21 protein-coding genes, 1 tRNA gene, 1 pseudogene and 1 riboswitch are annotated in these 22,317 nt (G+C 61.6%); of the genes and pseudogenes, 7 read left to right on the forward strand and 16 right to left on the reverse strand.

The features are described 5' to 3' along the window. Nucleotides 1–128: 128 nt before the first annotated feature. The 3 genes from tenA to H620_RS0123535 all read right to left on the reverse strand — a co-directional run bounded on the left by tenA (nt 129) and on the right by H620_RS0123535 (nt 2,588). A complete protein-coding gene (gene tenA / locus H620_RS0123525) occupies nt 129–806 on the reverse strand; it encodes a thiaminase II (RefSeq protein WP_023381177.1) in 678 nt (225 codons plus the stop codon). Then, complete coding sequence (locus H620_RS0123530) at nt 803–1,450, reverse strand: TenA family protein (protein ID WP_023381178.1); 648 nt, start codon at nt 1,448–1,450, stop codon at nt 803–805. The genes tenA and H620_RS0123530 overlap by 4 nt, the downstream gene beginning before the upstream one ends. A gap of 78 nt (nt 1,451–1,528) precedes the next feature. Continuing rightward, a riboswitch (TPP riboswitch) is annotated at nt 1,529–1,634 on the reverse strand. Between the two features lie 27 nt (nt 1,635–1,661). Further along, on the reverse strand, nt 1,662–2,588 hold the full coding sequence (locus H620_RS0123535) for a LysR family transcriptional regulator (RefSeq protein WP_023381179.1): 927 nt from the start codon (nt 2,586–2,588) through the stop codon (nt 1,662–1,664). Nucleotides 2,589–2,819: 231 nt separating this feature from the next. On the opposite strand from H620_RS0123535, the gene H620_RS0123540 reads away from it, so the two are divergent. Then, nucleotides 2,820–3,599: an alcohol dehydrogenase catalytic domain-containing protein gene (locus tag H620_RS0123540; protein ID WP_244880982.1), complete on the forward strand. Its 780-nt coding sequence runs from the start codon at nt 2,820–2,822 to the stop codon at nt 3,597–3,599. Next, the gene (locus H620_RS27550) at nt 3,600–3,809 is read left to right on the forward strand and encodes an MDR/zinc-dependent alcohol dehydrogenase-like family protein (RefSeq protein ID WP_244880983.1); all 210 of its coding nucleotides are present in this window, start codon (nt 3,600–3,602) and stop codon (nt 3,807–3,809) included. 84 nt (nt 3,810–3,893) lie between these two features. On the opposite strand, the gene H620_RS0123545 is transcribed toward H620_RS27550, so the two are convergent. From H620_RS0123545 to H620_RS0123570, 6 genes are all read right to left on the reverse strand, one after another. Continuing rightward, entirely contained in the window at nt 3,894–4,628 is a 735-nt protein-coding gene (locus tag H620_RS0123545) for a COG1361 family protein (RefSeq protein WP_027908147.1), read from the reverse strand. Nucleotides 4,629–4,877: 249 nt separating this feature from the next. Further along, a complete protein-coding gene (gene codA / locus H620_RS0123550; protein ID WP_027908148.1) occupies nt 4,878–6,119 on the reverse strand; it encodes a cytosine deaminase in 1,242 nt (413 codons plus the stop codon). 4 nt (nt 6,120–6,123) lie between these two features. Then, nucleotides 6,124–7,341, reverse strand: coding sequence for a PucR family transcriptional regulator (locus H620_RS0123555; protein WP_023381183.1), 1,218 nt, complete (start codon nt 7,339–7,341; stop codon nt 6,124–6,126). After that, complete coding sequence (gene codB / locus H620_RS0123560) at nt 7,338–8,603, reverse strand: cytosine permease (RefSeq protein WP_023381184.1); 1,266 nt, start codon at nt 8,601–8,603, stop codon at nt 7,338–7,340. The genes H620_RS0123555 and codB overlap by 4 nt, the downstream gene beginning before the upstream one ends. Before the next feature lie 225 nt (nt 8,604–8,828). Further along, the gene (locus H620_RS0123565; RefSeq protein ID WP_023381185.1) at nt 8,829–9,545 is read right to left on the reverse strand and encodes a glycosyltransferase family 25 protein; all 717 of its coding nucleotides are present in this window, start codon (nt 9,543–9,545) and stop codon (nt 8,829–8,831) included. Between the two features lie 23 nt (nt 9,546–9,568). Beyond that, nucleotides 9,569–10,939, reverse strand: coding sequence for an oligosaccharide flippase family protein (locus H620_RS0123570; RefSeq protein ID WP_023381186.1), 1,371 nt, complete (start codon nt 10,937–10,939; stop codon nt 9,569–9,571). 541 nt (nt 10,940–11,480) lie between these two features. On the opposite strand from H620_RS0123570, the gene H620_RS0123575 reads away from it, so the two are divergent. Further along, complete coding sequence (locus H620_RS0123575) at nt 11,481–12,104, forward strand: hypothetical protein (RefSeq protein ID WP_027908149.1); 624 nt, start codon at nt 11,481–11,483, stop codon at nt 12,102–12,104. A 39-nt stretch (nt 12,105–12,143) separates the two neighbouring features. On the opposite strand, the gene H620_RS0123580 is transcribed toward H620_RS0123575, so the two are convergent. Beyond that, complete coding sequence (locus H620_RS0123580; protein WP_027908150.1) at nt 12,144–12,443, reverse strand: hypothetical protein; 300 nt, start codon at nt 12,441–12,443, stop codon at nt 12,144–12,146. A 179-nt stretch (nt 12,444–12,622) separates the two neighbouring features. On the opposite strand from H620_RS0123580, the gene H620_RS26120 reads away from it, so the two are divergent. After that, nucleotides 12,623–13,624: a 5'-nucleotidase gene (locus H620_RS26120; protein WP_023381188.1), complete on the forward strand. Its 1,002-nt coding sequence runs from the start codon at nt 12,623–12,625 to the stop codon at nt 13,622–13,624. Here the strand turns inward: H620_RS26120 and H620_RS27555 are convergent. Beyond that, nucleotides 13,563–13,747, reverse strand: a pseudogene (locus H620_RS27555) (GlxA family transcriptional regulator); the annotation flags it as partial. The gene H620_RS26120 and the pseudogene H620_RS27555 overlap by 62 nt on opposite strands. 212 nt (nt 13,748–13,959) lie before the next feature. On the opposite strand from H620_RS27555, the gene H620_RS0123595 reads away from it, so the two are divergent. Next, on the forward strand, nt 13,960–14,967 hold the full coding sequence (locus H620_RS0123595) for a zinc-binding alcohol dehydrogenase family protein (RefSeq protein WP_023381189.1): 1,008 nt from the start codon (nt 13,960–13,962) through the stop codon (nt 14,965–14,967). Nucleotides 14,968–14,974: 7 nt separating this feature from the next. Here the strand turns inward: H620_RS0123595 and H620_RS0123600 are convergent, their stop codons facing one another. Beyond that, nucleotides 14,975–15,892 carry a LysR family transcriptional regulator gene (locus H620_RS0123600; RefSeq protein WP_027908151.1) on the reverse strand — a complete coding sequence of 306 codons (918 nt, stop codon included), beginning with the start codon at nt 15,890–15,892 and terminating at the stop codon, nt 14,975–14,977. Between the two features lie 242 nt (nt 15,893–16,134). Here H620_RS0123600 and H620_RS0123605 point away from each other — a divergent pair, with 242 nt between their 5' ends. Continuing rightward, complete coding sequence (locus H620_RS0123605; RefSeq protein ID WP_027908152.1) at nt 16,135–16,905, forward strand: SDR family NAD(P)-dependent oxidoreductase; 771 nt, start codon at nt 16,135–16,137, stop codon at nt 16,903–16,905. 106 nt (nt 16,906–17,011) lie between these two features. Here H620_RS0123605 and H620_RS0123610 read toward each other — a convergent pair. The 4 genes from H620_RS0123610 to gacA all read right to left on the reverse strand — a co-directional run bounded on the left by H620_RS0123610 (nt 17,012) and on the right by gacA (nt 20,213). After that, a tRNA-Gly gene (locus H620_RS0123610) sits at nt 17,012–17,087 on the reverse strand. A 63-nt stretch (nt 17,088–17,150) separates the two neighbouring features. Continuing rightward, entirely contained in the window at nt 17,151–17,711 is a 561-nt protein-coding gene (gene pgsA, locus H620_RS0123615; RefSeq protein ID WP_023381192.1) for a CDP-diacylglycerol--glycerol-3-phosphate 3-phosphatidyltransferase, read from the reverse strand. A 33-nt stretch (nt 17,712–17,744) separates the two neighbouring features. Further along, nucleotides 17,745–19,568, reverse strand: a complete 1,824-nt coding sequence (gene uvrC, locus H620_RS0123620; RefSeq protein WP_023381193.1) for an excinuclease ABC subunit UvrC — start codon at nt 19,566–19,568, stop codon at nt 17,745–17,747. 6 nt (nt 19,569–19,574) lie between these two features. Then, entirely contained in the window at nt 19,575–20,213 is a 639-nt protein-coding gene (gacA, locus tag H620_RS0123625; RefSeq protein ID WP_027908153.1) for a response regulator transcription factor GacA, read from the reverse strand. 739 nt (nt 20,214–20,952) lie between these two features. Between gacA and H620_RS0123630 the strand changes: the two genes are divergently transcribed. Continuing rightward, a complete protein-coding gene (locus tag H620_RS0123630; protein WP_027908154.1) occupies nt 20,953–22,260 on the forward strand; it encodes a nucleotide sugar dehydrogenase in 1,308 nt (435 codons plus the stop codon). Nucleotides 22,261–22,317 lie beyond the last annotated feature (57 nt).

A 22,317-nucleotide genomic window follows, 5' to 3' on the forward strand; every position in this document is an offset into this window, starting at 1 on the left:
GGTTTACCCGCGAATTCGGCAGTGAAACCACTGCCCTTTTCACGGGTAAACCGCTCCTATCGGAATGGGCCGTGCCAGGTGATTTGGATGCAGCGCCAGATCCTGAGGCACTCCAACTGCGTCCCCGATTACAGTGATGCAGGTCGTGCGCCGTCCAGCCCCATCTGCCAGAAGTCGGCTTCCAGCCTCGAAGCTTGGGCGAAGATCGCCGCCAGCTCCGTGAAGCGTTGTTCAGTCATGCTGCGGGCAGCCAGTTCGTCCAGGTGCCTGCGCGCGCCCTGGGCAACCCCTTGGTAAGCCTCGCCGGCATACTCACCAATCCATTCGCGGTATGGGTGGCTGGCCATGTCGCCGATAGCGCCTGCCAACCGACTACCAATTTCAGCGTAACCGATCACGCAAGGCGCCAGCGCGACGTGCAGGTCGAGCAAATCGCCGGCCGCGCCGCAGTCCAGGACGAAACGGGTGTAGGCCACGGTCGCCTGGAGCTCCGGCGCCGCTTCGATATCAGCCTGACTAAGGCCCCAGCGCGCGCACAAGCGCACATGCAGGTCGGTTTCGTCGAGAATCGCCGCCAGCCCGGCCTGGGCGGCGCGGATGTCGGAAGGGCGACGGCTTTTATAAGCAGCCAGCGCCCAGGCGCGGGCGAACTGGATAAGGAACAGATAGTCCTGTACCAGATAGGTGCGGAAGGCCCCCTCCGACAACGTGCCGTCACCCATCTGGCGCACGAAGCTGTGATCAACGTAGCTGTTCCATTCCGGCAGTGCAGCGGCCTTGAGGCGGTCGAAGATATCCAGGCTCATTGTTGCTCCTCGTACACGGCCTCGAAGAAGGCCAGTTCCAACGCGACGGTGCGCAGGTAGAAATCGGCAGCCCGCTCAGCGTCCTGCGGGCCGACCCGGTCCAATTCGGTTTGCAGGAAGGCAACAAATTCACTGAACGCCGGGTTGTCGTGCAGGGTGATCCACTCGGCATGGACGAAATTCGCTGGAAGCGGCTTGGGTGCCTTGGTCGCCCAGTCCAGGTACAGGCCTTCGGCGACATTGAGCACTGCCAGCGCTGCGGCGTAAGAACGGGTGGCGGCGGCTTCGCGCATGATCGCCTTGAAGCCCGCGGTGGGCACGGTGTCGGCCGGTGCCTGGCGCTGCTCGGCGCTAACGTCCAGGGCCTCGAAAGCGCGCAGGAAATAGGTATTTTCGTCGCTGCTGATCATGCCGGCGAAACGCCCGAAACGCAGGCGGGCTTCGAAGGTGTCCGCCGTGGCGATGGCCGCGCCGAGCAAGGTCAGGAAGCTGTCGAGGAAGCGGTGGTCCTGTACCAGGTAGCGGACCATCACCGCGTCCGGCAGGCTACCGTCGCACAGTTGGGTGACGAAGCGGTGTCCAACGGCGGCGGACCAGGTCGGCTCGCTCTGACGGCGCAGGGTGGCGGTGAAGCGTTCGGTCATGGTGCTGTCCTTTCTAGGCTGACAGCGAGACCGGTGCAGTGATACATGGAACGACCTCGCAGTGAGGCCGGCAAAAAGGCAGGTCGGCAGTCCCATCCCTTCGCCGGCATGATCCGGATCAGGTTCGAAGGGTCACCGCGCCAGCGGTTTCTCAGCCCGTTGCCGGGCTCCCCTTGGTGGCGTCATGTATACAGCAGTGGTTGCGCCCGCATCAACTGAAATAGCGTGTGTCCAGATGTTCGACCAGAAAGTCGATGAACACCCTCACCCGCTGCGGCAACTGCCGGCCCGGCCCAATGAACACGGCGTGCAGCACGTCCTGCTGGTCGTCGCTTTCAAAACCGTCCAGCAATGGCACCAACCGTCCCGCGTCGATATCGCCGCCCACATGGAAATTGGCCAGACGAGCTACCCCCGCCCCGCCCAGGCACAGCTGGCGCATGCTCTCGCCGTCATGCACCAGCAGGTTGCCCTCGGGCTCGACCTCCACCCGCTCACCGTGCTCGTCACGGTAGACCCACGCCTGGGCGTGGCGATGAAAGCCAAAACCGAGCCGGTTGTGGCGGGCCAGCTCTGCTGGCGTGCGCGGCCAGCCATGGCGCGCCAGGTAGCCCGGCGAGGCGACGGTGCGCAAGCGGCTGCGGCCCAGGTGGCGCTGCACCAGGCGCGATGCCTTCAACGGGCCCGAGCGGATGGCGATATCGGCGCGGCGCTCCAACAGATCGACCACCATGTCGGTCAGCTCAAGATTCAGGGTGATCTGTGGGTAGGTCTCAAGAAATCGGGGAATCAACGGCGTCAGGCAATGCAAGCCGAATGGCAGGTTGCTGTTGATATGGATGACGCCGCTTGGGCAGGCCGCATTGGCCACGTCACGTTCGGCGTTGTCGATCTGCTCGAGGATGCGCAGGCTTTCGACGTGAAAACGCTCACCTTCGGCCGTCAGTTCCAGGCGTCGAGTGGTCCTATGTAGCAGGCGTGCACCGAGACGTTGTTCGAGGCGGGCAATCAACTTGCTGACCGCCGAGGGCGTCATGTCCAGGCGACGTGCCGCTTCCGAGAACGTGCTGGCGGCCACCACCTCGGCGAACACCTCCATTTCGCCGGAGCGGTTGATGTCCTTGATTCGGCTTTGCATGACTTCGATTCACAGCTGGCTTGAATTGTACGAGTCTACATCACAGGCCTGTGAGCTCGTATCGTCTGCCTCATCGTTGTCGTGCCGCCTTTTCCTTGGCCTTTCGCCGCGCAAGCTAGGCGAAGCAAGCTTTCTGTGACGTGGATTCACCACAGTTTGGCCTGGCGGCGGCTGTTTCAGCCTGCGCCGATCCGCTAGCCTCCAGGCAGATTTGTGCTCAAGGAGACCTTCATGTCCAACGATTACAACGCCTGGGCCTGGACCCCAGGCGCCGGTCTTGACGGCTTGCAACTGGTTCGCAAGCCCCTGCCTAACCCTGGCCCCGGCCAAGTGTTGGTCGCCAACCGCGCCATTGCCCTTAACCCGGTGGATTGGAAGATCTGCCAATGGGGCCATCCGGACTGGCACCAAGGGACCGTGCCTGGGGTGGATGGTGTCGGTGTGGTGGAGGCGCTGGGCGATGGTGTGGATTTGCCACTGGGTACGCGCGTCGCTTACCACCAGACGCTGTCTCGCGATGGCAGTTTCGCCGAGTACTGCCTGGTGGATGCCAATCTGCTGATGCACCTGCCGACCAACCTTGACGACAGCGCTGCCGCCGCTGTGCCCTGCCCCGCGCTCACTGCCTGGCAGGCCTTGGCCAAGGTGCCCGCTGGCGCCAACTGCGATGTGCTGGTGATCGGAGCTGGTGGAGCGGTGGGCTGGTATGTCGCGCAATTGGCGGTGCAGCGTGGGTTGAGGGTCTGGGCCACTGCCGGCCAGCATCATCACGCGGCGCTCAAGGCCCTGGGCGTGATCGAAGCCTACGACTACCAAGCAAGCGACTGGCAGGCCCGCTTGCAGGCCGCCCTTGGCGAGCGCCCGCTGCATGCGCTGTTCGATACGGTCAGTGGCGCCCATGCCGCCAGCCTTGCCCACCTGCTTGGCTACAACGGCCATCTGGTATGCATTCAGGACCGCCAGGAAAACGCGCCCCTGCCCGCATTCAGCACCGCGATCTCGTTGCACTAAGTGGCACTGAACAGTATTCATGCCCATGGCCGCTTGCTCGACCGCCAAGCGCTGCGGGTGGCGGGAGAACAACTCTTGCAGGCCGTCGCCGAGGGTCGGTTGCTGTCACCACAACGGCGCAGTTTCGACTTCCAGGCACTGCCTCAGGCGTTACGCCAGTTGAAGGATGGCCGTCTGGGTGGCAAGTGGGTCGCTCGGCTGGTCCAGTGACCTCAAGGGAGGTGCATTTCACCCTGTGGGCCGATACTGCGCCAGAACCTGGCACTGCAGGATCAGTGAGCCTTGCCCGTCAGCTCAGGATGGTAGGACCGGCGCACGACGCCGCCACAGGCAGATACAGCCAAGCCCCAGCACGCTCAGCCCCAACACCCCCAGCAGTGTGACCAACTCGCGGCTGTACCGGGCCACTTGCGCGGGAAACCCCACATACTCGCGGTAAACCTGCACATCGGCCAGGCCATCGGCATGGCTTATGCTGATACCGCCCTGGCGGATCTGGGCGTAGTCGGCATCGAAATACACCCAGACCTTGCACAGGCCACCCGGCTCGAGGGTGGGAATCTCGACCGTCGACGTCGAAACCTCGACGATGTTGTCGTTGCCCTGGGCATCGCGAACCTGTACCAGGCCCTTGGCCGGCAAGTTGACCTTCACGTTGCGCACCAGCGCATCGCCCGTGTTGCGTAGGTCGATCAGCAAACCGGTGCGGTGATCCACCAGGCCTGCCTCGAAGGGCTTGGCGAACAGTTGCGCATAAGGGGCCTGGGCCAGGTCGACCAGCTTGTCGACTTGCTCGTCGCTGAGCCCACCTTGGCCGATGCTGCGAATGCGCCGATGCAATTGCTCGTACTTGAGCAGCTCGCTGGCCTTGCTGATGCGCTCGCTGAACTGGCTTGGGTAAGTGAGATAGGCGTAGGTCAGCGTGGCCTCCAAACGCGGACGGCTCTTGAGGAACCCATAGGCCACCAGCACGACCAGCAGGCCAATCAGCACAGCGACCAGAAGCTTCCCGACTTTGTCCCAACTCAACGGTGTGTTTCCTTCAGCCAAGGCACGGACCATTCACGCGGTCCAAGGGTGCCAAGTTCGAAGCCCCCAGGCAAGCGTTCAACGTGCCAGCAACACAGGCAGCGCTGCCAACCCGGACCAGGTCAGCACCACCGGCGAAACGCCGCCTCGCGGACGTCCAGCTACACCCGGGTACTCACGGCAAGCCAGCCCCTACAATGACCGGGCCACTGCTGCACCGTAGGGGGGGCCAGCTTGCCGGTAAAGGCGTCAGGCAAACCGCTCGACCTGCGCAGGCGTACGACGCATGAGCACCTTGCCATTGCGCACCGACACCAAGGCATGCCCCTGGCTGCGAACCATTTCGTAGTCATCAGGCGCAGACAGCAGCAACAGGTTAGCCGGCCGCCCGACGTCGATGCCGTAGCGCTCGCCCAGGTTGAGGGTACGGGCGCTGTTGTCGGTGATCAGGTCCAGCCCGCGTTGCAGGTCTTCGTAGCCAAGCATATGGCAGATGTGCAGCCCGGCTTCGAGAATGCGCAGGATGTTGCCGTTGCCCAGCGGATACCACGGGTCGACGATCGAGTCCTGGCCGAAGCACACGTTCATGCCCGCACGGTCGATTTCGGCCACGCGGGTCAGGCCGCGGCGCTTGGGGTAGGTGTCGAAGCGACCTTGCAGGTGGATGCTCTCGGTTGGGCACGACACGAAGTTGATGCCCGACAGCTTGAGCAGGCGGAACAGCTTGGAGCAGTAGGCGTTGTCGTAGGACCCCATGGCCGTGGTATGGCTGGCGGTGACCCGTGCCCCCATGTGCCGCACACGGGCCTCCTCGGCCAGTACCTCGAGAAAGCGCGACTGTGGGTCGTCGGTTTCGTCGCAGTGCACGTCCACCAGGCAGCCGGTACGCTCGGCCAGGTCCATCAGGAATTTCACCGATGACACCCCTTGATCACGGGTGTTTTCAAAATGCGGTATGCCGCCGACCACATCGGCACCGATGGCCACCGCCTCCGTCATCAAGGCCCGGCCATTGGCATACGACTCGATGCCCTCCTGGGGGAAGGCAACGATTTGCAGGTCGATCAGGTGACGCACCTCTTCGCGCACTTCGACCATGGCCTTGAGCGCAGTGAGCTTGGGGTCGGTCACATCCACATGGGTACGCACGTGCTGGATGCCATGGTTCACCAGCATGTCGATGGTCTTTTTCGAGCGGTGCTTGATGTCGTCGTGGGTGGTGATTTCCTTGCGCTCGGCCCAGCGCTCGATACCCTCGAACAAGGTACCGCTCATGTTCCACTTCGGCTCACCGGCGGTAAGGGTGGCATCCAGGTGAATGTGCGGCTCGACGAAGGGGGCTACCACCAGGTTCTGCTTGGCGTCCAGGTCATCGGGGCTGCCGAGCGCCGCCACATCGGCCTGTGGCGCGATGGCTGCGATGCGGTCGCCGTTCAGTTCGATGCGAAACAGGCCCGACTTGCCACGCAGACGTGCATTGATGATGTTCATGACATTACTCCTTGCCTTGGGCTTCGCTCATGCGCCATACCAGCATGGCGACCGAAGCGTTCATACGAAACAGCGGGTCGTCCAGAGACTGCCCGCTCAGTTGTTCGATGCGTTGAATTCGTTGGTTGATGGTATTGCGGTGCAGGCCCAGACGCTGGGCAGCCTTGAGGCCATTGCCATTTTCCTTGAGCAGCGCATCGAGGGTATGCACCAGCACATGGGGCTGCTTGCGACCAGATGCGATCAGCGGGCCCAAGGTTTGCGCGACGAAGTCGTCGATCAGTGAACGGTCGGCGATGCCCTGCAGCAGGCGCAGCACGCCCAACTCGCTGAAGTCGCAGAAGCCCGTGACCGGGCGCAGGTTCTGCGCCACCTCCATGGCCTGACGTGCTTCGTTGAGCGCCTGGCGATAGTGGGCGCAATCTTCGGCCAGGCTCGACAAGCCCATGGCAAGACTCAGCTCCCCTGCCGCAGCGGCCAACTGCCGGTGCAGCGCGGCCAGGGTGACCTGCAAGTCCGGCGCATCCGCCAGCAACAACACGAACAGGTCGCCCGGCAACTGCGCCGTCACCGTCCCCGGGCGGCCATGGCACCAGGCCTCCAGCCGATCTTCCAGCGCCTGGCGGATGCCCTGCCACACCCGCTCGCCCTGGGCCAGCCCGTGGCGTTCGAACAGGCTATCGACGCCAGACAAGCGCAGCGCAACCAGGCGGCGTGGCGCGTCCAACGCCAGGGCCAGGTGCGTGGCCCGCTGTCGGGCGATGGCCAGGCTCGGGTAATCGCCGGTCAGCAACTGGCCGAGGATGTCGTTGCGCGAGCGCCGCACCTGGGTCATCTGAACCAGAGCCGTGCCGATCAGGTGGGTAACGACCACCATCTTCAGCGCGTAAGGCTGTTCGATCAGTGGCAGCCCCAGCTGCTCGGCCCGCTCGATCACCGCCGGCGGAATACGTTGGATGAAGCTGCCGCCAGTCAGGATCACCATACCGGCAATACCCACGGCGTCGCCGTCTTCCACCAGGCTCAGCAAGTTGGCCTCACCGCGAGGGTGATTGATCCCGGTAACGAACACCAACTCGCCGCCCATCACCCACTCGGCGATACCTTCGTTTTCCGCCACATACGGCCAACGCACGCGCCGTTGCAGATTGCGCGCGCCCGCACGAACGGTCATTTCCTGCAGGCCTGGCAGGTGAAGGATTTCGTCAAGCGCCAGGCTCACGGTTCGACACCTGCCTGCCCCAGTGCCCGGCGCTGGCCGCTCAGTTCAAGCATGACGATGTAGCACAGGGCCGAGGCGCCGATGCCTACCAGTGGCGCGACCCACGGCGACGCATAGGCCAATACCGCGCCGACCGCATAGGCGAACAGCCCCATCAGGTTGTAGCGGGGCAGGTTCACACTGGCCAACGCAGGGTACTTGCCGCGGTGGCGGTACCAGAAGTCGGCCATGATCACCCCACCCACCGGCGGGATGATCGAACCGAGCAATACCAGGAACGGAATCAGCATTTCGTACATGCCGCCAATGGCCAGCACGATCCCGACGCCTGCCGCCACCAGCGTCGCCGTGCGGCGGCGTTCGCTGCGCAGCAGGTGGCACGCGGCTGCCGACACGTTGTAGATGGTGGGCCCCTGAATGGTCCATAGGTTCAGGCACAGCATCACCACTGCGGCGAACGACAGGCCCTGCAGCATCATCACCTCGACGATGTCGGCTTGCTGGTAGACCATGGCGCACCAGGCCCCCGCCACCACCATCAACCCGTTGCCGAGCAAAAACGCGACGACGCTGGCGACTACCGCCACCCGTCCGCTGCGCGCCAGGCGGGTCCAGTTGGTGGCCTGGGTGGCACCACTGGCGAACGTGCCAAAGACCATGGTCACTGCCGCTGAAAAGGTCAGGCTTTCATGGGGTACCACTGCAGCCAGCCCGGCAAAGCCACCGGCATCGCGAGTGGCGATGTACATCGAGATCACCAGCAGCGCGAACATCAGCGGCACCGACACCCGCGACAACAGGTCCAGCCCTTTGAAGCCGATGATGGCGGTGATGCTGAAGCCCAGACCGAACAGCACCATCAACGGCATCGTGTAACCTTCCGCCAGCCCCAGCAATTTGACCAGCACGATCGCCACGGTGGCAGTGCCCCATGCATACCAACCCAGCTCGGCAAAGCCCAGCAGAAAGTCGGACAACCGGCTGCCCGCCTCACCGAAGCAGAAGCGCCCCATCAGCACGGTATTCAGCCCGCTGCGCGAGGCGATGAATGCCAGGGCTGCGGCATACAGGGCCAGCAAGGTGTTGCCGATGGCGGCGACCCACAGCATGTCGACAAAGTTGAAGGCCATGCCAAGCTTGCCGCCGGCGAACATCGTGCCGGTAAAGAAGGTAAAGCTGAACAGGACCATGGCAATGGGCAACAGGCCCTTGCGGGAGGTCTGAGGGGCTTCGGACAGCGGGAATTCGGTGGGTGAGCTCATTGCACGGTGCTCCGGGTTATAGGTGGGAGCAGGCAGAGCAATATGCGGGCCGCTTTTGCACCGGCTGAAAAGGCAAAAATAGCGGGCGAACGGCACAAGCGCCAATGTGCATCATGCACACTCAAAAGCCAACGTTGTCGATTCAATGTGTGCGCCGTGACTTAATTTGAGGCGGTTGCGCACCAAGACGGAACAGGGCTGGGTAGTTTCCACCCAGCCCATGCATCAGCGTGTTCTGCGCAGTTTTTCTGCCTTGAGCCTGCGATAGACAGCCATCAATGGCCGGAACACCGCCAGGCGGTCAAAGATCGAGAGCGCATGCAGGTCGGTGCGCGAAGGACGCTGGTAGCCAAGGTTCCAGGTGTAATAGTACGCCTGGATGTCCTTGCGGGTTCGAATCAGGGTATTGAGGGCCGCGTCATAGTGCATCGGCCCGCCATCCGGGTGACCGGGGGGGCGTTCGAGAATCTGGGTGAGGAAGTCCCGCAGCTTGGCAACGCTCTTGCCGTTCACGGCATAGAAATGGGACAGGTGAATCGGTCGGTCGACCACCTCCCAACCGGGTGTATCCGAGTTACCTTCATAGGGGTGACCGAGGTAGGCGATGTCCCAATCCATGCCCTGCAACGACTCGATGGCCTGTTTGCCGAACGCGGCGATGCGCCGGGAAAACTGGATATCATCCTCCATGATCAGGATGTTCTTCACATTCAGGCGCATCGCTTCTTCGAGGATGTGCAGATGGCTGAGAAAGCAGCCCCTGGCGCCGATGCTGGGAAACCCCTCCTGCGCCGTGGGCGTAACCGCAGCGAAGAAGCCTATCTTGTCGTCGTCGATATGGAAGCCATTGCGGGCGAACTCGGCTTCGGTTTCCACCCGACGGTCCGTCCGGTACGGGATATTGATGATTCTGGTTCGATCAAAGTAGTCGATCACATTCATCGGTCAGGTCCTTGGGCAACGACTCAGGCGAACAACTGGGTGACGAACTCTCCACACAAGGCACCAATCACCATCACCGGCAAGACCACCAGCTCACGCTTGATGCTCAACATGCCCAGTTGGTGGCTGACCTTGAAGATCAGGATGAGGGTGAAGAAGCTATGCAGGGCCACGCCCCATAGCGCATAGGTCACGCCGCCAATGGCCAACAGCAGCGGCATCAAGGTGAACAACGCCACGACCCGGATGATGTTGTCCATGGCCATGTACTTGGTGAGCCCCAGGGCCATCCAGATTTGCTGGGTCAGGCCATAACGGAGCGTGAACAGCGACAACGACAGGATCGCCATCATCTGCCCCGCGTCGGCATAACGATCATCGTACAGCCAGTGGATGATCAGCGGGCTGGCGGTGAACAGGAAGCCACAGGTGAATAAGGTCAGCACATCGAACATCAGCCTGAAGCGCCAATACAGTCGACGCAGACGCTCTTTGTCGCCACTTCTGGCCGCCTCGCTGAAGGCCGGCAGCGCGACGGCGCCGGCCAGGCGCTGCAGGCTAAGGGTGAATGCCTGCAGGATACCCACGGCAATCGAGTAGACCCCCAGTTGAGCCACTGTCATGCTGCCACCGAACCAGATGCGATCGCCTTGCATGGCCAGCACGCCAACGGCGGACGACAGCAGCACCCAACGGCCGTAACTGACGATCTCGCGCAGCGCTTCCGGGTCCCATTGCGGACGGTCCTTGTGCCCTGGGAACATCACGTGGCTGAGCACGGTGGTGACCAGGGTACTGACCAGGCCCGCGGCCACCAACGCCCAGATGGAACGGGTGAGGTAACCGATAACCAGCATCACCAGCAGACCGGCGATTTGCGAAACCAGCTCGACCACGACCACTTTCTTTTGCTGGAACGCACGAACGGCCACGTCCATCTTGGTCGATTGGAAGGCGAAGATGATCGCGAAGAAGCCTGTTATGGCCAGCACACCGGGCAGTTCCGGGGCGGCATAGGTGGAGTGCGCCGGCCACAGTTCCAGATGTTGGCTGAACCAGGAGCACAGCGCGATCAATTCCATCACGACGAACAGCACCATGCCGCGAATGATCTGCACCGACCAGACCGTGTTGAGGAACAGCGGCTCCTCGCCGCGCGCGCTCTGGACGATGTTCTGCCGCAAGCCGACATCGGACAGTAACAGCAACAGCACCGACACCGTGGTGGCGATGGCCATCAGGCCGAACATCTCCGGCACCAGCAACCGGGTGATGATCAGGTTGCCGCCTAATCGGATGACTTGTGAAGCCACGATGGACCCGATGTTCAGGGCCCCTGCCACCAGCACGCGTTTGCGAAGGCTTTGCGGGGACGACAACTCGATCGTAGGCATGGCACCATCCCTGATCTGGTTTTTTAGACGTTACTATAGTCTCAATCTGCCATGCCGCTAGGGCGCCCGTCGCGCCCCACCAACGACGCCAGCCAGGCCGACCCGTGTGAACCCTGCACGGATCTCTGCCCTTGACCTGACCTGCACCTACTACGAAACGCGACGAGCGGGCCGAGACTAGAACGGCAGCGCCATCACCACAATGGCTTGGGGGCTGGAAACACCACCTTTGGGAAATGGACTACAAGATTTCCGCCCAGTCGTGACTTAACGATTCGCCTGAAACCCCGGCGACCGATCGAGGGCATACCCTGGGACCTGTGTTCGCAGACCACGGCAAACGCAGGTCTGCGCAGTGTCGATGGCAGATATGCCACTTCGCCATCAGCGCTGTACGGAGGGCCCAAGAAGCGGTAATAGCAAATAGCCTGCTGAAAAGCCTTATAGCGCCTGTCCTAGGAAAGTGAGTACCATGGCCATTTTGCCACATATCCCAGCGTAGAATCGCGCTAGCCATGGCCATCATCCAAGGAGGGAGCTCATGAGATCCGTACTCGTCCTCGCTGCATTCGCGAGCCTGTTCAACACTGCTGCCTGGGCACAATCCGGCACGTCCGAACCTGCCCCAGCCTGGCCGAAAGAGCCAAGCGCGTTCCTGGGCATCGACATCGAAGGCAACTTCATGGAGCAGGTACCGACCTGTCCAGCCTTGCCCGCCAGCCCGGCCAGCCTCTGCCGTGTGGCCACCGCCACTGCCGATCGCTTCGAAGTTCGCGGGCTGCCGTATCTGCCGATTTCTCCAGGCTATGAGCTGGTGGTGGCCGCACCCAACGGCAAGATCAAAGAGCTGGTGTTCAGCGGCAATGCCAACAGCCTGTACCTGGTCAGTGAAATGCTCACCGAAGATTTCGGCGAACCCGGCGAGCGCACCAACCGTTGGGTCAAACTGTCCTCCGGTGCTTCCTACCAGACCGAAGTGTACAAATGGCAAGGCCAGAAAGTGGGCATGCGCTTCCAGCGCCAGGAAAACGACCTGGGTCGCTATGCGGTCACCGTGTCTACCCTGGCGGGGGACGATGTGATCGCCGACGACGATGTCGACACCCGCAGCGTGCCTTCTGAGATCACTACCAATAGCCAGGACGAAAGCACTTCGACGCTCTGACGGCAGTGGCGCGGCCCAGGCGCCAAAACCGTTACCCGCTCACTTTGCGCAGACGAACTGCTCCACGGCGGGTACGGCATCCGTCGCGATGCGCCGGGCGCGCCCGACACCCCAGGCCAAGGCCCGGGTCATGGACTCTCCCGGCCGTGACTGCACCGATTCTTCGTGAATGGGCATACCCGAGGGGGCATAGACGCCGATGAACATTTGGGTACCACCGGCTGGCGACAGCCTGACCTGCACGTCGATGAGCGTGCCGTCATTGAGGGTTTCGTCATGAGTGCGATGGTGAAGCGTCGGGTCAGCCCAGGCCCAGAAAACATCACCGCGCATTTTCATGCCACTCTCCTACGACTTTAGTCTTATATGGGTGGTGTAATGCCACCATAGACAAAGCACGTCGGTAATCAACCGCGAAGACCCTTTTTTTGATTCAATCGGACAGCCGGACAAGAAGCTCGGGCCTGCTACTTGCCCTGTAGAAATGCGCCCACAGTCCGTCTTAAGGAGAGGCCCCAATGCCCTACCCCATCGAACAGAAACTGGTCGTTGGCGTCGCCTCCAGCGCCCTGTTTGACCTGACCGTGTCGGATACCATCTACCAGGACGATGGCATGGAGGCGTACCGCCTGCATCAGGAGCAGAATCTGGACGTTCCCTTCCCCAAGGGTGTGGCGTTCCCTTTCATCCGCCGCTTCCTGAGCATCAACAAAGCCTTCCCCGAGCAATTGCCGGTTGAAGTGGTGTTGCTGTCGCGCAACTCGCCAGAAACCGGCCTGCGGGTATTTCGCTCGATCGACCATTACGGCCTGGACATCACCCGCGCAGCGTTCATGTCCGGCCGCTCGCCCTACGAATACATTCCTGCCTTCAACGCATCATTGTTCCTGAGCGCCCATGAAGGCGATGTGCAACGGGCCATCGACGCCAACTATCCCGCCGGTCTGGTACTGCCCACACGCATCTACGATGACGAGATCGACACCGAACTGCGGGTAGCCTTCGACTTCGATGGCGTGATTGCCGATGACGAGGCTGAAAGCGTGTACAAGCAGCGGCTGGACCTCTCCGAGTTCCAGGCCCATGAGCATGCGCGCAAGGCCGTCCCTCACCAGCCGGGGCCGTTGGCCGACCTTTTCCGCAAGCTGTCGCACATTCGCACGCTGGAAGACCGTAAACTGGCACAGGACCCGGGCTACCAGCGCATTCTGCGCATCGCCATCGTCACCGCGCGCAATGCGCCTTCCCATGAACGGGTAGTGACGACCCTGAAGACCTGGGGCGTTTCTCCGGACGAGTCATTCTTTCTGGGCGGCATGGAGAAGGGCCGGGTATTGTCCATCCTACGGCCGCACATGTTCTTCGATGACCAGCGCAGCCATCTGACCTCGGCGGCGGGGAACCTGCCAATGGTGCATGTACCGTTCGGGGTGGCTAACCAAGTGCCAACCCTCAGGTTCACTCCACCCGACGCGCATCCCGACGCACCGCCTGCGGGGGAACGCCAAAAACCCGCATGAATACCTCACGCAGGTGACGCCGGCCCCTGCCCTCCCGTTACCCTGGCCACCACATCCAGGCAATGACGGCTCCTGTTCGATCATTGGCCGTGCGGCCTCCAGCCTCAGGCTCTCCACCGGCTCGCCCCCGCTACGCTGACATTAAAGCCAATCGAATGCCGAAGCACCCGTCGCAGCCGGCAGGTGCTGCAGCGGACGCACGCAGCCCTCGCCCAAACCGACACGCAAGACTTTCGCCAAAACGACGAAAGTCTTGCGGTGATTACCCTGTTTCTGCATCAGACCAACATGGATAGCCTGACATCACGTCTGAACCTCTGTGAAGGAAAAACCCCATGAAAGCCATCGTCTTCAGCCAGCCCGGCTTGCCGATCCAAGACCCGCAATCGCTGTACGAAACCACACTGCCCCAACCCACGCCTGGCCCACGCGACCTGCTGGTGGAGGTCAAGGCCATCGCCGTCAACCCGGTCGATACCAAGGTCCGCGCGCGCAGCAGCGGCCACGGCCCGCAAGTGCTGGGTTGGGACACTGTCGGCATCGTCCGCGAGGTGGGTGCCGACGTTTCGCTGTTCCGACCTGGCGACGAGGTGTTCTACGCTGGCGCAATCGACCGCCCTGGCAGCTACAGCGAATATCACCTGGTGGATGAGCGCATTGTCGGGCACAAACCCCGCACCCTTGACAACGCCAGCGCCGCCGCCCTGCCACTGACTTCCATCACCGCCTGGGAACTGCTGTTCGATCGGCTGGGTGTCAAGGAGAAAGGCGGCAAAGGGCAAAGCCTGCTGGTGATCGGTGCCGCGGGCGGGGTCGGATCGATTCTGGTCCAGCTGGCTCGTCGGCTCACGCAACTGACCGTCATCGGCACCGCGTCGCGCCCGGAAACACAGCAGTGGGTGCAGGTAGCCGGGGCTCACCACGTGATCGATCACTCAGCACCGATCCCGCACCAGTTGGAAACGCAGCAACTGAGCCCGGTCGACTATGTGATCAGCCTGACCCACACCGACAGCTACCTTGAGCAGATCGTCGAAGCCCTGCGTCCCCAGGGCAAACTCGCACTGATCGATGACCCTGAACAACTCGACATCATGCCACTCAAGCGCAAATCGCTGTCTGTCCATTGGGAGCTCATGTTCACCCGATCGCTGTACCACACCGACGACATGATCAAGCAGCATCAGCTGCTCGAACGGGTCGCCCGGTTGGTCGACGAGGGTGTGCTGAAAACGACCCTGGGCGAACATTTCGGCAGAATCAGCGCAGAAAACCTCAAACGCGCCCATGCGCTGATCGAAAGCGGCAAGGCCAAGGGCAAGATCGTCCTGGAGGGATTCTGATAGCGGGTCAGTGCCCTGCGATGGACGTATTGATGTAATGCTCACAACGCTCGGCCAGGAAGGTCCGCAACACCTGCAATGCGGGCGTGAGCGACGTGCGATGTGCGCATACCAATTGAAGCGGCGCTGGCTGGCCATGCTCGGGCGGGAAGATTTCCACCAACTTCCCCCTGCGTATGTCGTCCATGACGTCGAGCTTCGACTTGTACACCACGCCCAACCCGGCGACCGCCCAGCGTCTGACGATGTCAGCATCGTCACTGATGCGGTCGCCGGTTACCTGAAGGGTTTTCACTCCGTCAGGCGTGTGGAAATGCCAACGTTCGTAGGTTTGCTCACCCATGACATAGCGCAGACAGTTATGCCTGCTCAAGTCCTCCAGCGTCTGGGGCCGCCCGTGGCGGGCGATGTAGTCGGGAGACGCGCAGACGGTGCGGCGGTTGGAGGGTGACAGCATCAGCGACACCAGGCTCGAATCAGCGAGCTGCCCATAACGGATGCTGGCGTCCAACTGTTCGCCGAACAGATCGGCAACCTGATCACTGACACGCAGCTGCAAAAGAACCTGCGGGTGCAGTTGCTGAAACGCATCGAGCCATGGCAGCAGGACGTTGCGGCCCAGGTCCGATGGCATGGACAGGCGCAGCAGGCCGGCGATTTCATCGCGACCCTCGGTCAGTGCCAACTCGCCCAAATCCAGAGACTCCAGGGCTTGGCGGGCGTGAGGCAAATAGCGTACACCATCTTCCGAGAGGCGTAGCCGGCGAGTTGAGCGGATGAACAGCCTCACCCCCAGGCAGGTCTCCAGGCGCTGGATCGCGCCACTGGCCAGGGCCGGCGAAATGTCCAGCAACCTCGCGGCTGCGGAGAAGCTGCCGACCTCAGTGGTGGTGAGAAAGATCTGCAGGTCGTCGACGCGGGGGATTTTCTTCAAGGGTGCAAAGTCTGTGACGGAGGAAGAGAGGTTTCAGCGTAAAGGGAATGCTGAGCATTGGACAGCCACTGAGGATGATTCAGCGCGCCGGCCCTGGGCAAGCATCGAAATCGCTAGGCAAAAGATTTGGCCGCAGGTGCCTACACTGCTTGTACGAGGTAAACGGCAGACCGGCACCGCCGCCAAATGGTGCTTGAACCGCTCACGTCGAGGATAACTGCGCGAGGTGCTGCATGAGCCTGATTCCCCATCTGTCTGGCAAGGCCAATGTGCTGGTATGCGGCGCAAGCCGGGGTATAGGGTTGGCGCTTTGCGAGGCGTTGTTGGCTCGCGAAGATGTTTCCCGGGTCTGGGCCGTGTCGCGCAACGCCACGCACGATGACAGGCTTGCGAAGCTCGGGCAGCTCAACAATCAACGCTTGGTGCCGATAGATTGCGACGCACGCGACGAGCAAGCGCTTGCGGCGCTTGCCGGACAGGTGGCGCGCGGTTGCGATCACCTTCACTTGGTCATCAGCACGCTGGGCATCCTTCATCAGGGCGGCGCAAAGGCAGAAAAATCGCTGGCGCAACTGGACCTGGCTGGCCTGCAGGCGAGCTTCGCCACCAATGCATTCGCGCCGATATTGTTGCTCAAACACCTGTTGGCGCTTTTACGAAAAGGGCCGACTACCTTCGCAGCGCTGTCGGCCAGGGTTGGCTCGATTGGCGACAATCGGCTGGGCGGTTGGTACAGCTACCGGGCGAGCAAGGCGGCGCTGAACCAGTTGCTGCACACGGCAAGTATCGAGCTCAAACGCCTGAACCCCGCAGCCACGATTCTGGCACTGCATCCGGGTACGACCGACACCGAGCTGTCGCGGCCGTTTCAAGGAGGGGTACCCGCTGGCAAACTCTTCGAGCCTGCGTTTTGCGCGCAGTGCCTGATCGAGCTGGTGGGACGGTTTGGGCCGCTGGACAGCGGAGGCTTCTGGGCATGGGATGGGCAAGCGATCGAGTGGTGAAGCCTTCGGGCAGGTTACCGGCGAGATCGCGGAAACGAAAAAAGGGCCCTAAGGCCCTTTTTTCACGACTTACAGATCCCATTGCGAAACCTGTAGATCTTTAATTTGGAGCGGGAAACGAGACTCGAACTCGCGACCCCGACCTTGGCAAGGTCGTGCTCTACCAACTGAGCTATTCCCGCGTCGTGATGGGTGCCATTCTAGCGATATCTAAAACGGCGTCAACCCCTTGATTCGAAAAACTTTTATTTCTGCTCCGAGCCTTCGCGCAGATGCGGCCAGGCTGCCAGCAGGTAGTGTGCCATGGACCATAGGGTCAAGGCGGCCGCCACCAGCAGCAGTGCGTAGCCCAGGATCACCCAGAAAGTGACCAGCGGCGGGTTGGCCAGCAGAATCACAAGCGCCAGCATCTGCGCCGCAGTCTTCCACTTGCCGAGGTTGGACACCGCCACATGCGCCCTCGCCCCCAGTTCGGCCATCCACTCTCGCAGGGCCGACACCACGATTTCGCGACCGATGATCACCGCCGCTGGCAGAGTCAGCCAGAAGTTGGCGTGCACTTGCACCAGCAGCACCAGGGCCACGGCCACCATCAGCTTGTCGGCCACGGGGTCGAGGAAGGCGCCGAACGGCGTGCTCTGCTGCAGACGACGGGCCAGGTAGCCATCCAGCCAGTCGGTGGCGGCGGCGATGGCGAACACACTGCTGGCGGCTGCATAGCTCCAGTGATAGGGCATGTAGAACAGCAGAATGAAGATCGGAATGAGCAGGACGCGTAGAACGGTGAGCAGGTTTGGAATATTCATCGGTACGACTGGCTGCGGGTTGAGTCGGGCATTCTACTCGCTATGCAGGCTGGCATAAATCGACTCGGCAAGCTTTTTACTGATACCGGGCGCTTTGGCGATTTCATCGACACTGGCGCGGTTGAGCTCCTGCAGGCCGCCGAAGTGCTTGAGCAGGTCTCGACGCCGCTTGGGCCCTACCCCGGCCACATCCTCCAGGCTCGAAACGCGGCGAGCCTTGCCACGGCGGGCGCGATGCCCCGTGATCGCGAAACGGTGAGCCTCGTCGCGGATCTGCTGAATCAAATGCAGCGCCGGGTTGTCGCCCTTGAGGGTGAATTCATGGGCTACGTCGTTCAAATACAGGGTCTCGAATCCCGCCTTGCGGGTCACGCCCTTGGCCACACCGAGCAGGGTCAGGTCGGTGATGGCAAGTTCCTGCATCACCTCCCGGGCCATGTTCAGCTGGCCTTTGCCGCCGTCCACCAGCAACACATCGGGCAGCTTGCCTTCGCCGTCCTTGATACGGCCATAGCGCCGAGTCAGCGCCTGGTGCATGGCGGCATAGTCATCGCCAGCGGTCACGCCTTCGATGTTGAAGCGACGATAGTCGGACTTGAGCGGACCTTCCGGGCCAAACACCACGCAACTGGCCACGGTGGCCTCGCCGCTGGAGTGACTGATGTCGTAGCACTCCAAGCGCTGTGGCACTTCATCGAGCCCCAGCACCTGGGCCAACGCCTCGAAACGCGCAGCCATGTGCTGGCGGTTGGCCAGGCGGGCGTTGAGCGCCTGCTCGGCGTTGGTGACCGCCAACTGCTGCCAGCGGGCACGGGTGCCACGCACGCGATGACTGATCGCGAGTTCACGACCACGCAAGCTGTGCAAGGCCTCGCGGATCGCGTCGAAGTCCTCGTGCAGCACGTTGACGATCAGCTCGCCCGGCAACTCGCGCTCGGCATTGCCCAGGTAATACTGGGACAGGAACGCAGCCATCACATCAGCAACCTCTTCCTCGATGCCCACCTGAGGGAAGAAGTTCTTGCTACCCAACACCCGACCGCCGCGCACGCTGATCAGGTGCACACAGGCCCCACCGGGGTTGACGAAGGCGGCGACCACATCGACGTCGCCCGAGCCACCCTCCATGTATTGCTGGTCCTGCACCCGGCGCAACAGGGCTATCTGGTCCCGCAGCTCCGCGGCCCGCTCGAAATCGAGGGCCATGGCGGCCTTCTCCATCTCGGCATTGAGCTCGTTGCCCAACTGCTGACTGCGCCCCTCGAGGAACATCACCGAGTGGCGTACATCCTCGGCATACTCCTGTGCATCGACCAAGCCAACGCACGGCCCCTTGCAGCGCTTGATCTGATACTGCAGGCACGGCCGGGTACGGTTGGCGTAATAGCTGTCTTCGCATTGGCGTACCGAGAAGGCCTTCTGCAACAGGCTCAGGCTTTCACGGATAGCCCCTGCGCTGGGGTACGGACCGAAATAACGCCCCTTGGCCTTCTTCGCCCCACGGTGGATCCCCAAGCGGGGGAATTCGCCATCGGAGAGAAACACATAGGGGTAGGATTTATCGTCGCGAAGCAGAATGTTGTAGGGTGGTCGCCACTCCTTGATCAGGGTCTGCTCCAGCAACAATGCCTCGGTCTCGTTGGCGGTGATGGTGGTTTCGACCTGGGCGATGCGGCCTACCAAGGCAGCGGTCTTCGGCGCCAGCCCAGTCTTGCGGAAGTAGCTGGCCAGGCGTTTCTTGAGGTTCTTGGCCTTGCCCACGTAAAGCAGACGTGCCTCGGCATCGAACATCCGGTACACGCCCGGGCGGCCGCTGCAGGTTGCCAGGAATGCACTGGCATCAAAAATCTGGGACATGGGTCTTTACAGGCTTGCGTCGACCATACCGTGGCGAACGGCCAGCAACGTCAGCTCGACGTCGCTGGTGACGGAGAGTTTTTCGAAGATCCGATAGCGGTAAGTATTGACGGTCTTGGGCGACAGGCACAACTTGTCGGAGATGAGCTGCACCTTCTGGCAACCGACGATCATCAGGGCGATCTGGATTTCCCGCTCGGACAGGGCATCGAAAGGCGACCCCTGGGGCTGGAAGGACTTGAGCGCCAGTTGCTGGGCAATCTGCGGGCTGATGTAGCGCTGCCCGGCGAAAGCCAGGCGAATGGCCTGGACCATTTCGTCCAGCCCTGCGCCTTTGGTCAGGTAACCGGCGGCGCCGGCTTGCATCAGGCGCGTGGGGAATGGGTCTTCTTCGCACACGGTCACTGCCACCACCTTGATGTCAGGGTGGCTACGCAACAGCTTGCGGGTGGCCTCCAGGCCACCGATCCCAGGCATTTTCACGTCCATCAGGACAACGTCCGGCTTGAGTTCGCGGACCTGCTTGAGCGCCGACTCGCCTGAATCCGCCTCGCCCACCACCTGCAAGCCGTCGATGTCGGCCAGCATGCGGGTAATACCGGTTCGTACCAGATCGTGATCGTCGACCACTAGGACCCTAATCAAGCACACACCTCGTCAACAGGGCGATTGGATCCCGCCACCTTAACAAAATTTTTCGTGGCGGACCTAGCGTAAAACTTCTGTCAGAAACGTCTGGCGCTGCTGCGCGGACGACCTTGCCGTTCCACGGGCGCAGTCTTGACATGGTCACTGCCCCAGCATCCACCCGGATGCCCTGTGGCCGGAAGCCGGCAGTCAACGAAACCCAATAGCATCATGCGCAACTAGATATCTAAATGCCACTATGGCCCTCCCCTTCGATTGTCGCAACCCAGGGTTTCATCTGTATGCCACCACCGCCTGCCCCGACAATTAAATCAACGGGGAGGCAAATCCTTGAAAAGCAATCACACCAGCAGGGGAAGATCAATTAACCGGACATTCTCCGGCCCTTTTAGGCGTGGCGAAAACACCGCAAAAAGCCGAAAAGACGCAGATTTGACGTCATTTTACCGCCCCTTCAACAGAAAACAATTTTTTGACGCCTAACTATCATCAAACTTTAACTATTTGATTTTTAACGGTTTTATAAACTTAACGAGAAACCTTTTAGTTATTTTCAACTTTAAGAACACCAACACTTGCAGCAAAAATAAAAACCCCCTTAGGATGTAAATAGACAACTAAGAAACAGCCTGTTACGCCACTTCCGAGCGCGGCTAACTTCTGCGCGTCTGCCGATCGAAAACTAACCAAACTGAGTATCTCGGCCGGCGTTGCCGCGCCCGAGGAAGAGGGATCTATGAACATCAGTATCTTTGGACTTGGCTATGTAGGCGCAGTCTGCGCGGCGTGCCTGTCGGCACGTGGCCACACCGTGCTGGGGGTAGACATTTCTCCAGCGAAAATCGACCTCATCAACCAGGGCAAGTCGCCCATCGTCGAGCCTGGCCTCGAAGCGTTGCTGCTCGATGGCGTCAGCAAAGGCCGACTGCGTGGTACCACCGATGTCCAGGCCGCGATCTTCGCCACCGACCTTTCCCTGCTATGCGTCGGCACACCAAGCAAGAAGAACGGTGACCTGGACCTGGTATACATGGAAGCGGTCTGCCGCGAGATCGGCACGGCCCTGCGCGACAAGGCTGGCCGCCACACCGTGGTGGTACGCAGCACCGTGCTGCCGGGCACGGTGAAAAACGTGGTGATCCCGATCCTGGAAGCAGCTTCAGGCAAGAAGGCCGGTGAAGATTTCGGCGTCGCGGTGAACCCCGAATTCCTGCGTGAAAGCACCGCCATCAAGGACTACGACTTCCCGGCCATGACCGTGATCGGCGAGCTGGACAGCCAATCAGGCGACCTGCTGGCTTCACTGTACGAGGGCTTGGACGCACCGGTGATCCGCAAGTCGGTGGAAGTCGCCGAGATGATCAAGTACACCTGCAACGTCTGGCACGCCACCAAGGTCAGCTTCGCCAACGAGATCGGCAATATCGCCAAAGCCTCGGGCGTCGATGGCCGCGAGGTGATGGACGTGGTCTGCCAGGACTACAAGCTCAACCTGTCGCGCTATTACCTGCGCCCCGGCTTCGCCTTCGGCGGCTCGTGCCTGCCCAAGGACGTACGCGCCCTCACTTACCGCGCCAGCCAGTTGGACGTCGAGCACCCGCTGCTGGCGTCGATCATGGCCAGCAACCGCAACCAGGTGCAGAACGCCCTGGACCTGATCGAGCGCCAGGACAAACGCAAGATCGCCCTGCTCGGCCTGGCCTTCAAGGCCGGCAGCGACGACTTGCGCGAAAGCCCGTTGGTGGAACTGGCCGAGCGCCTGATCGGCAAAGGCTATGACCTGCGTATCTTCGATGCCAACGTCGAGTACGCACGGGTCTTCGGGGCTAACCGCGATTACATCGAATCGAAGATCCCTCACGTCTCCTCCCTGCTGCACAGCGACCTCGACCAGGTGATCGACGACGCCGAGGTCATCGTCCTGGGCAACAACGACGCACGCTTCGCCCAGGCCCTGGAGGCCAGTGATGGCAAACGGGTGATCGACCTGGTCGGTTTCATGCCCCAGACCAGCGACGCGCAACGTCAGGGCATTTGCTGGTAACCGGCAGCGTGCCTAACCCGCCGTCCCGTGGGAGTCGGCGGAGCCAGCGACGCAATT

The organism is Pseudomonas taiwanensis DSM 21245, from assembly GCF_000425785.1.
Classification (GTDB): Bacteria; Pseudomonadota; Gammaproteobacteria; order Pseudomonadales; family Pseudomonadaceae; genus Aquipseudomonas; species Aquipseudomonas taiwanensis.

Excerpts from the sequence above, each read along its gene's own strand:
- H620_RS0123630 (WP_027908154.1), top strand. The coding sequence starts at position 20,953 with ATGAACATCAGTATCTTTGGACTTGGCTATGTAGGCGCAGTCTGCGCG.
- H620_RS0123580 (WP_027908150.1), bottom strand. The coding sequence starts at position 12,443 with ATGAAAATGCGCGGTGATGTTTTCTGGGCCTGGGCTGACCCGACGCTT.
- H620_RS0123535 (WP_023381179.1), bottom strand. The coding sequence starts at position 2,588 with ATGCAAAGCCGAATCAAGGACATCAACCGCTCCGGCGAAATGGAGGTG.
- H620_RS26120 (WP_023381188.1), top strand. The coding sequence starts at position 12,623 with ATGCCCTACCCCATCGAACAGAAACTGGTCGTTGGCGTCGCCTCCAGC.
- H620_RS0123575 (WP_027908149.1), top strand. The coding sequence starts at position 11,481 with ATGAGATCCGTACTCGTCCTCGCTGCATTCGCGAGCCTGTTCAACACT.
- H620_RS0123605 (WP_027908152.1), top strand. The coding sequence starts at position 16,135 with ATGAGCCTGATTCCCCATCTGTCTGGCAAGGCCAATGTGCTGGTATGC.
- tenA (WP_023381177.1), bottom strand. The coding sequence starts at position 806 with ATGAGCCTGGATATCTTCGACCGCCTCAAGGCCGCTGCACTGCCGGAA.
- codA (WP_027908148.1), bottom strand. The coding sequence starts at position 6,119 with ATGAACATCATCAATGCACGTCTGCGTGGCAAGTCGGGCCTGTTTCGC.
- H620_RS0123530 (WP_023381178.1), bottom strand. The coding sequence starts at position 1,450 with ATGACCGAACGCTTCACCGCCACCCTGCGCCGTCAGAGCGAGCCGACC.
- H620_RS0123565 (WP_023381185.1), bottom strand. The coding sequence starts at position 9,545 with ATGAATGTGATCGACTACTTTGATCGAACCAGAATCATCAATATCCCG.
- codB (WP_023381184.1), bottom strand. The coding sequence starts at position 8,603 with ATGAGCTCACCCACCGAATTCCCGCTGTCCGAAGCCCCTCAGACCTCC.
- H620_RS0123570 (WP_023381186.1), bottom strand. The coding sequence starts at position 10,939 with ATGCCTACGATCGAGTTGTCGTCCCCGCAAAGCCTTCGCAAACGCGTG.
- uvrC (WP_023381193.1), bottom strand. The coding sequence starts at position 19,568 with ATGTCCCAGATTTTTGATGCCAGTGCATTCCTGGCAACCTGCAGCGGC.
- H620_RS0123595 (WP_023381189.1), top strand. The coding sequence starts at position 13,960 with ATGAAAGCCATCGTCTTCAGCCAGCCCGGCTTGCCGATCCAAGACCCG.
- H620_RS0123540 (WP_244880982.1), top strand. The coding sequence starts at position 2,820 with ATGTCCAACGATTACAACGCCTGGGCCTGGACCCCAGGCGCCGGTCTT.
- pgsA (WP_023381192.1), bottom strand. The coding sequence starts at position 17,711 with ATGAATATTCCAAACCTGCTCACCGTTCTACGCGTCCTGCTCATTCCG.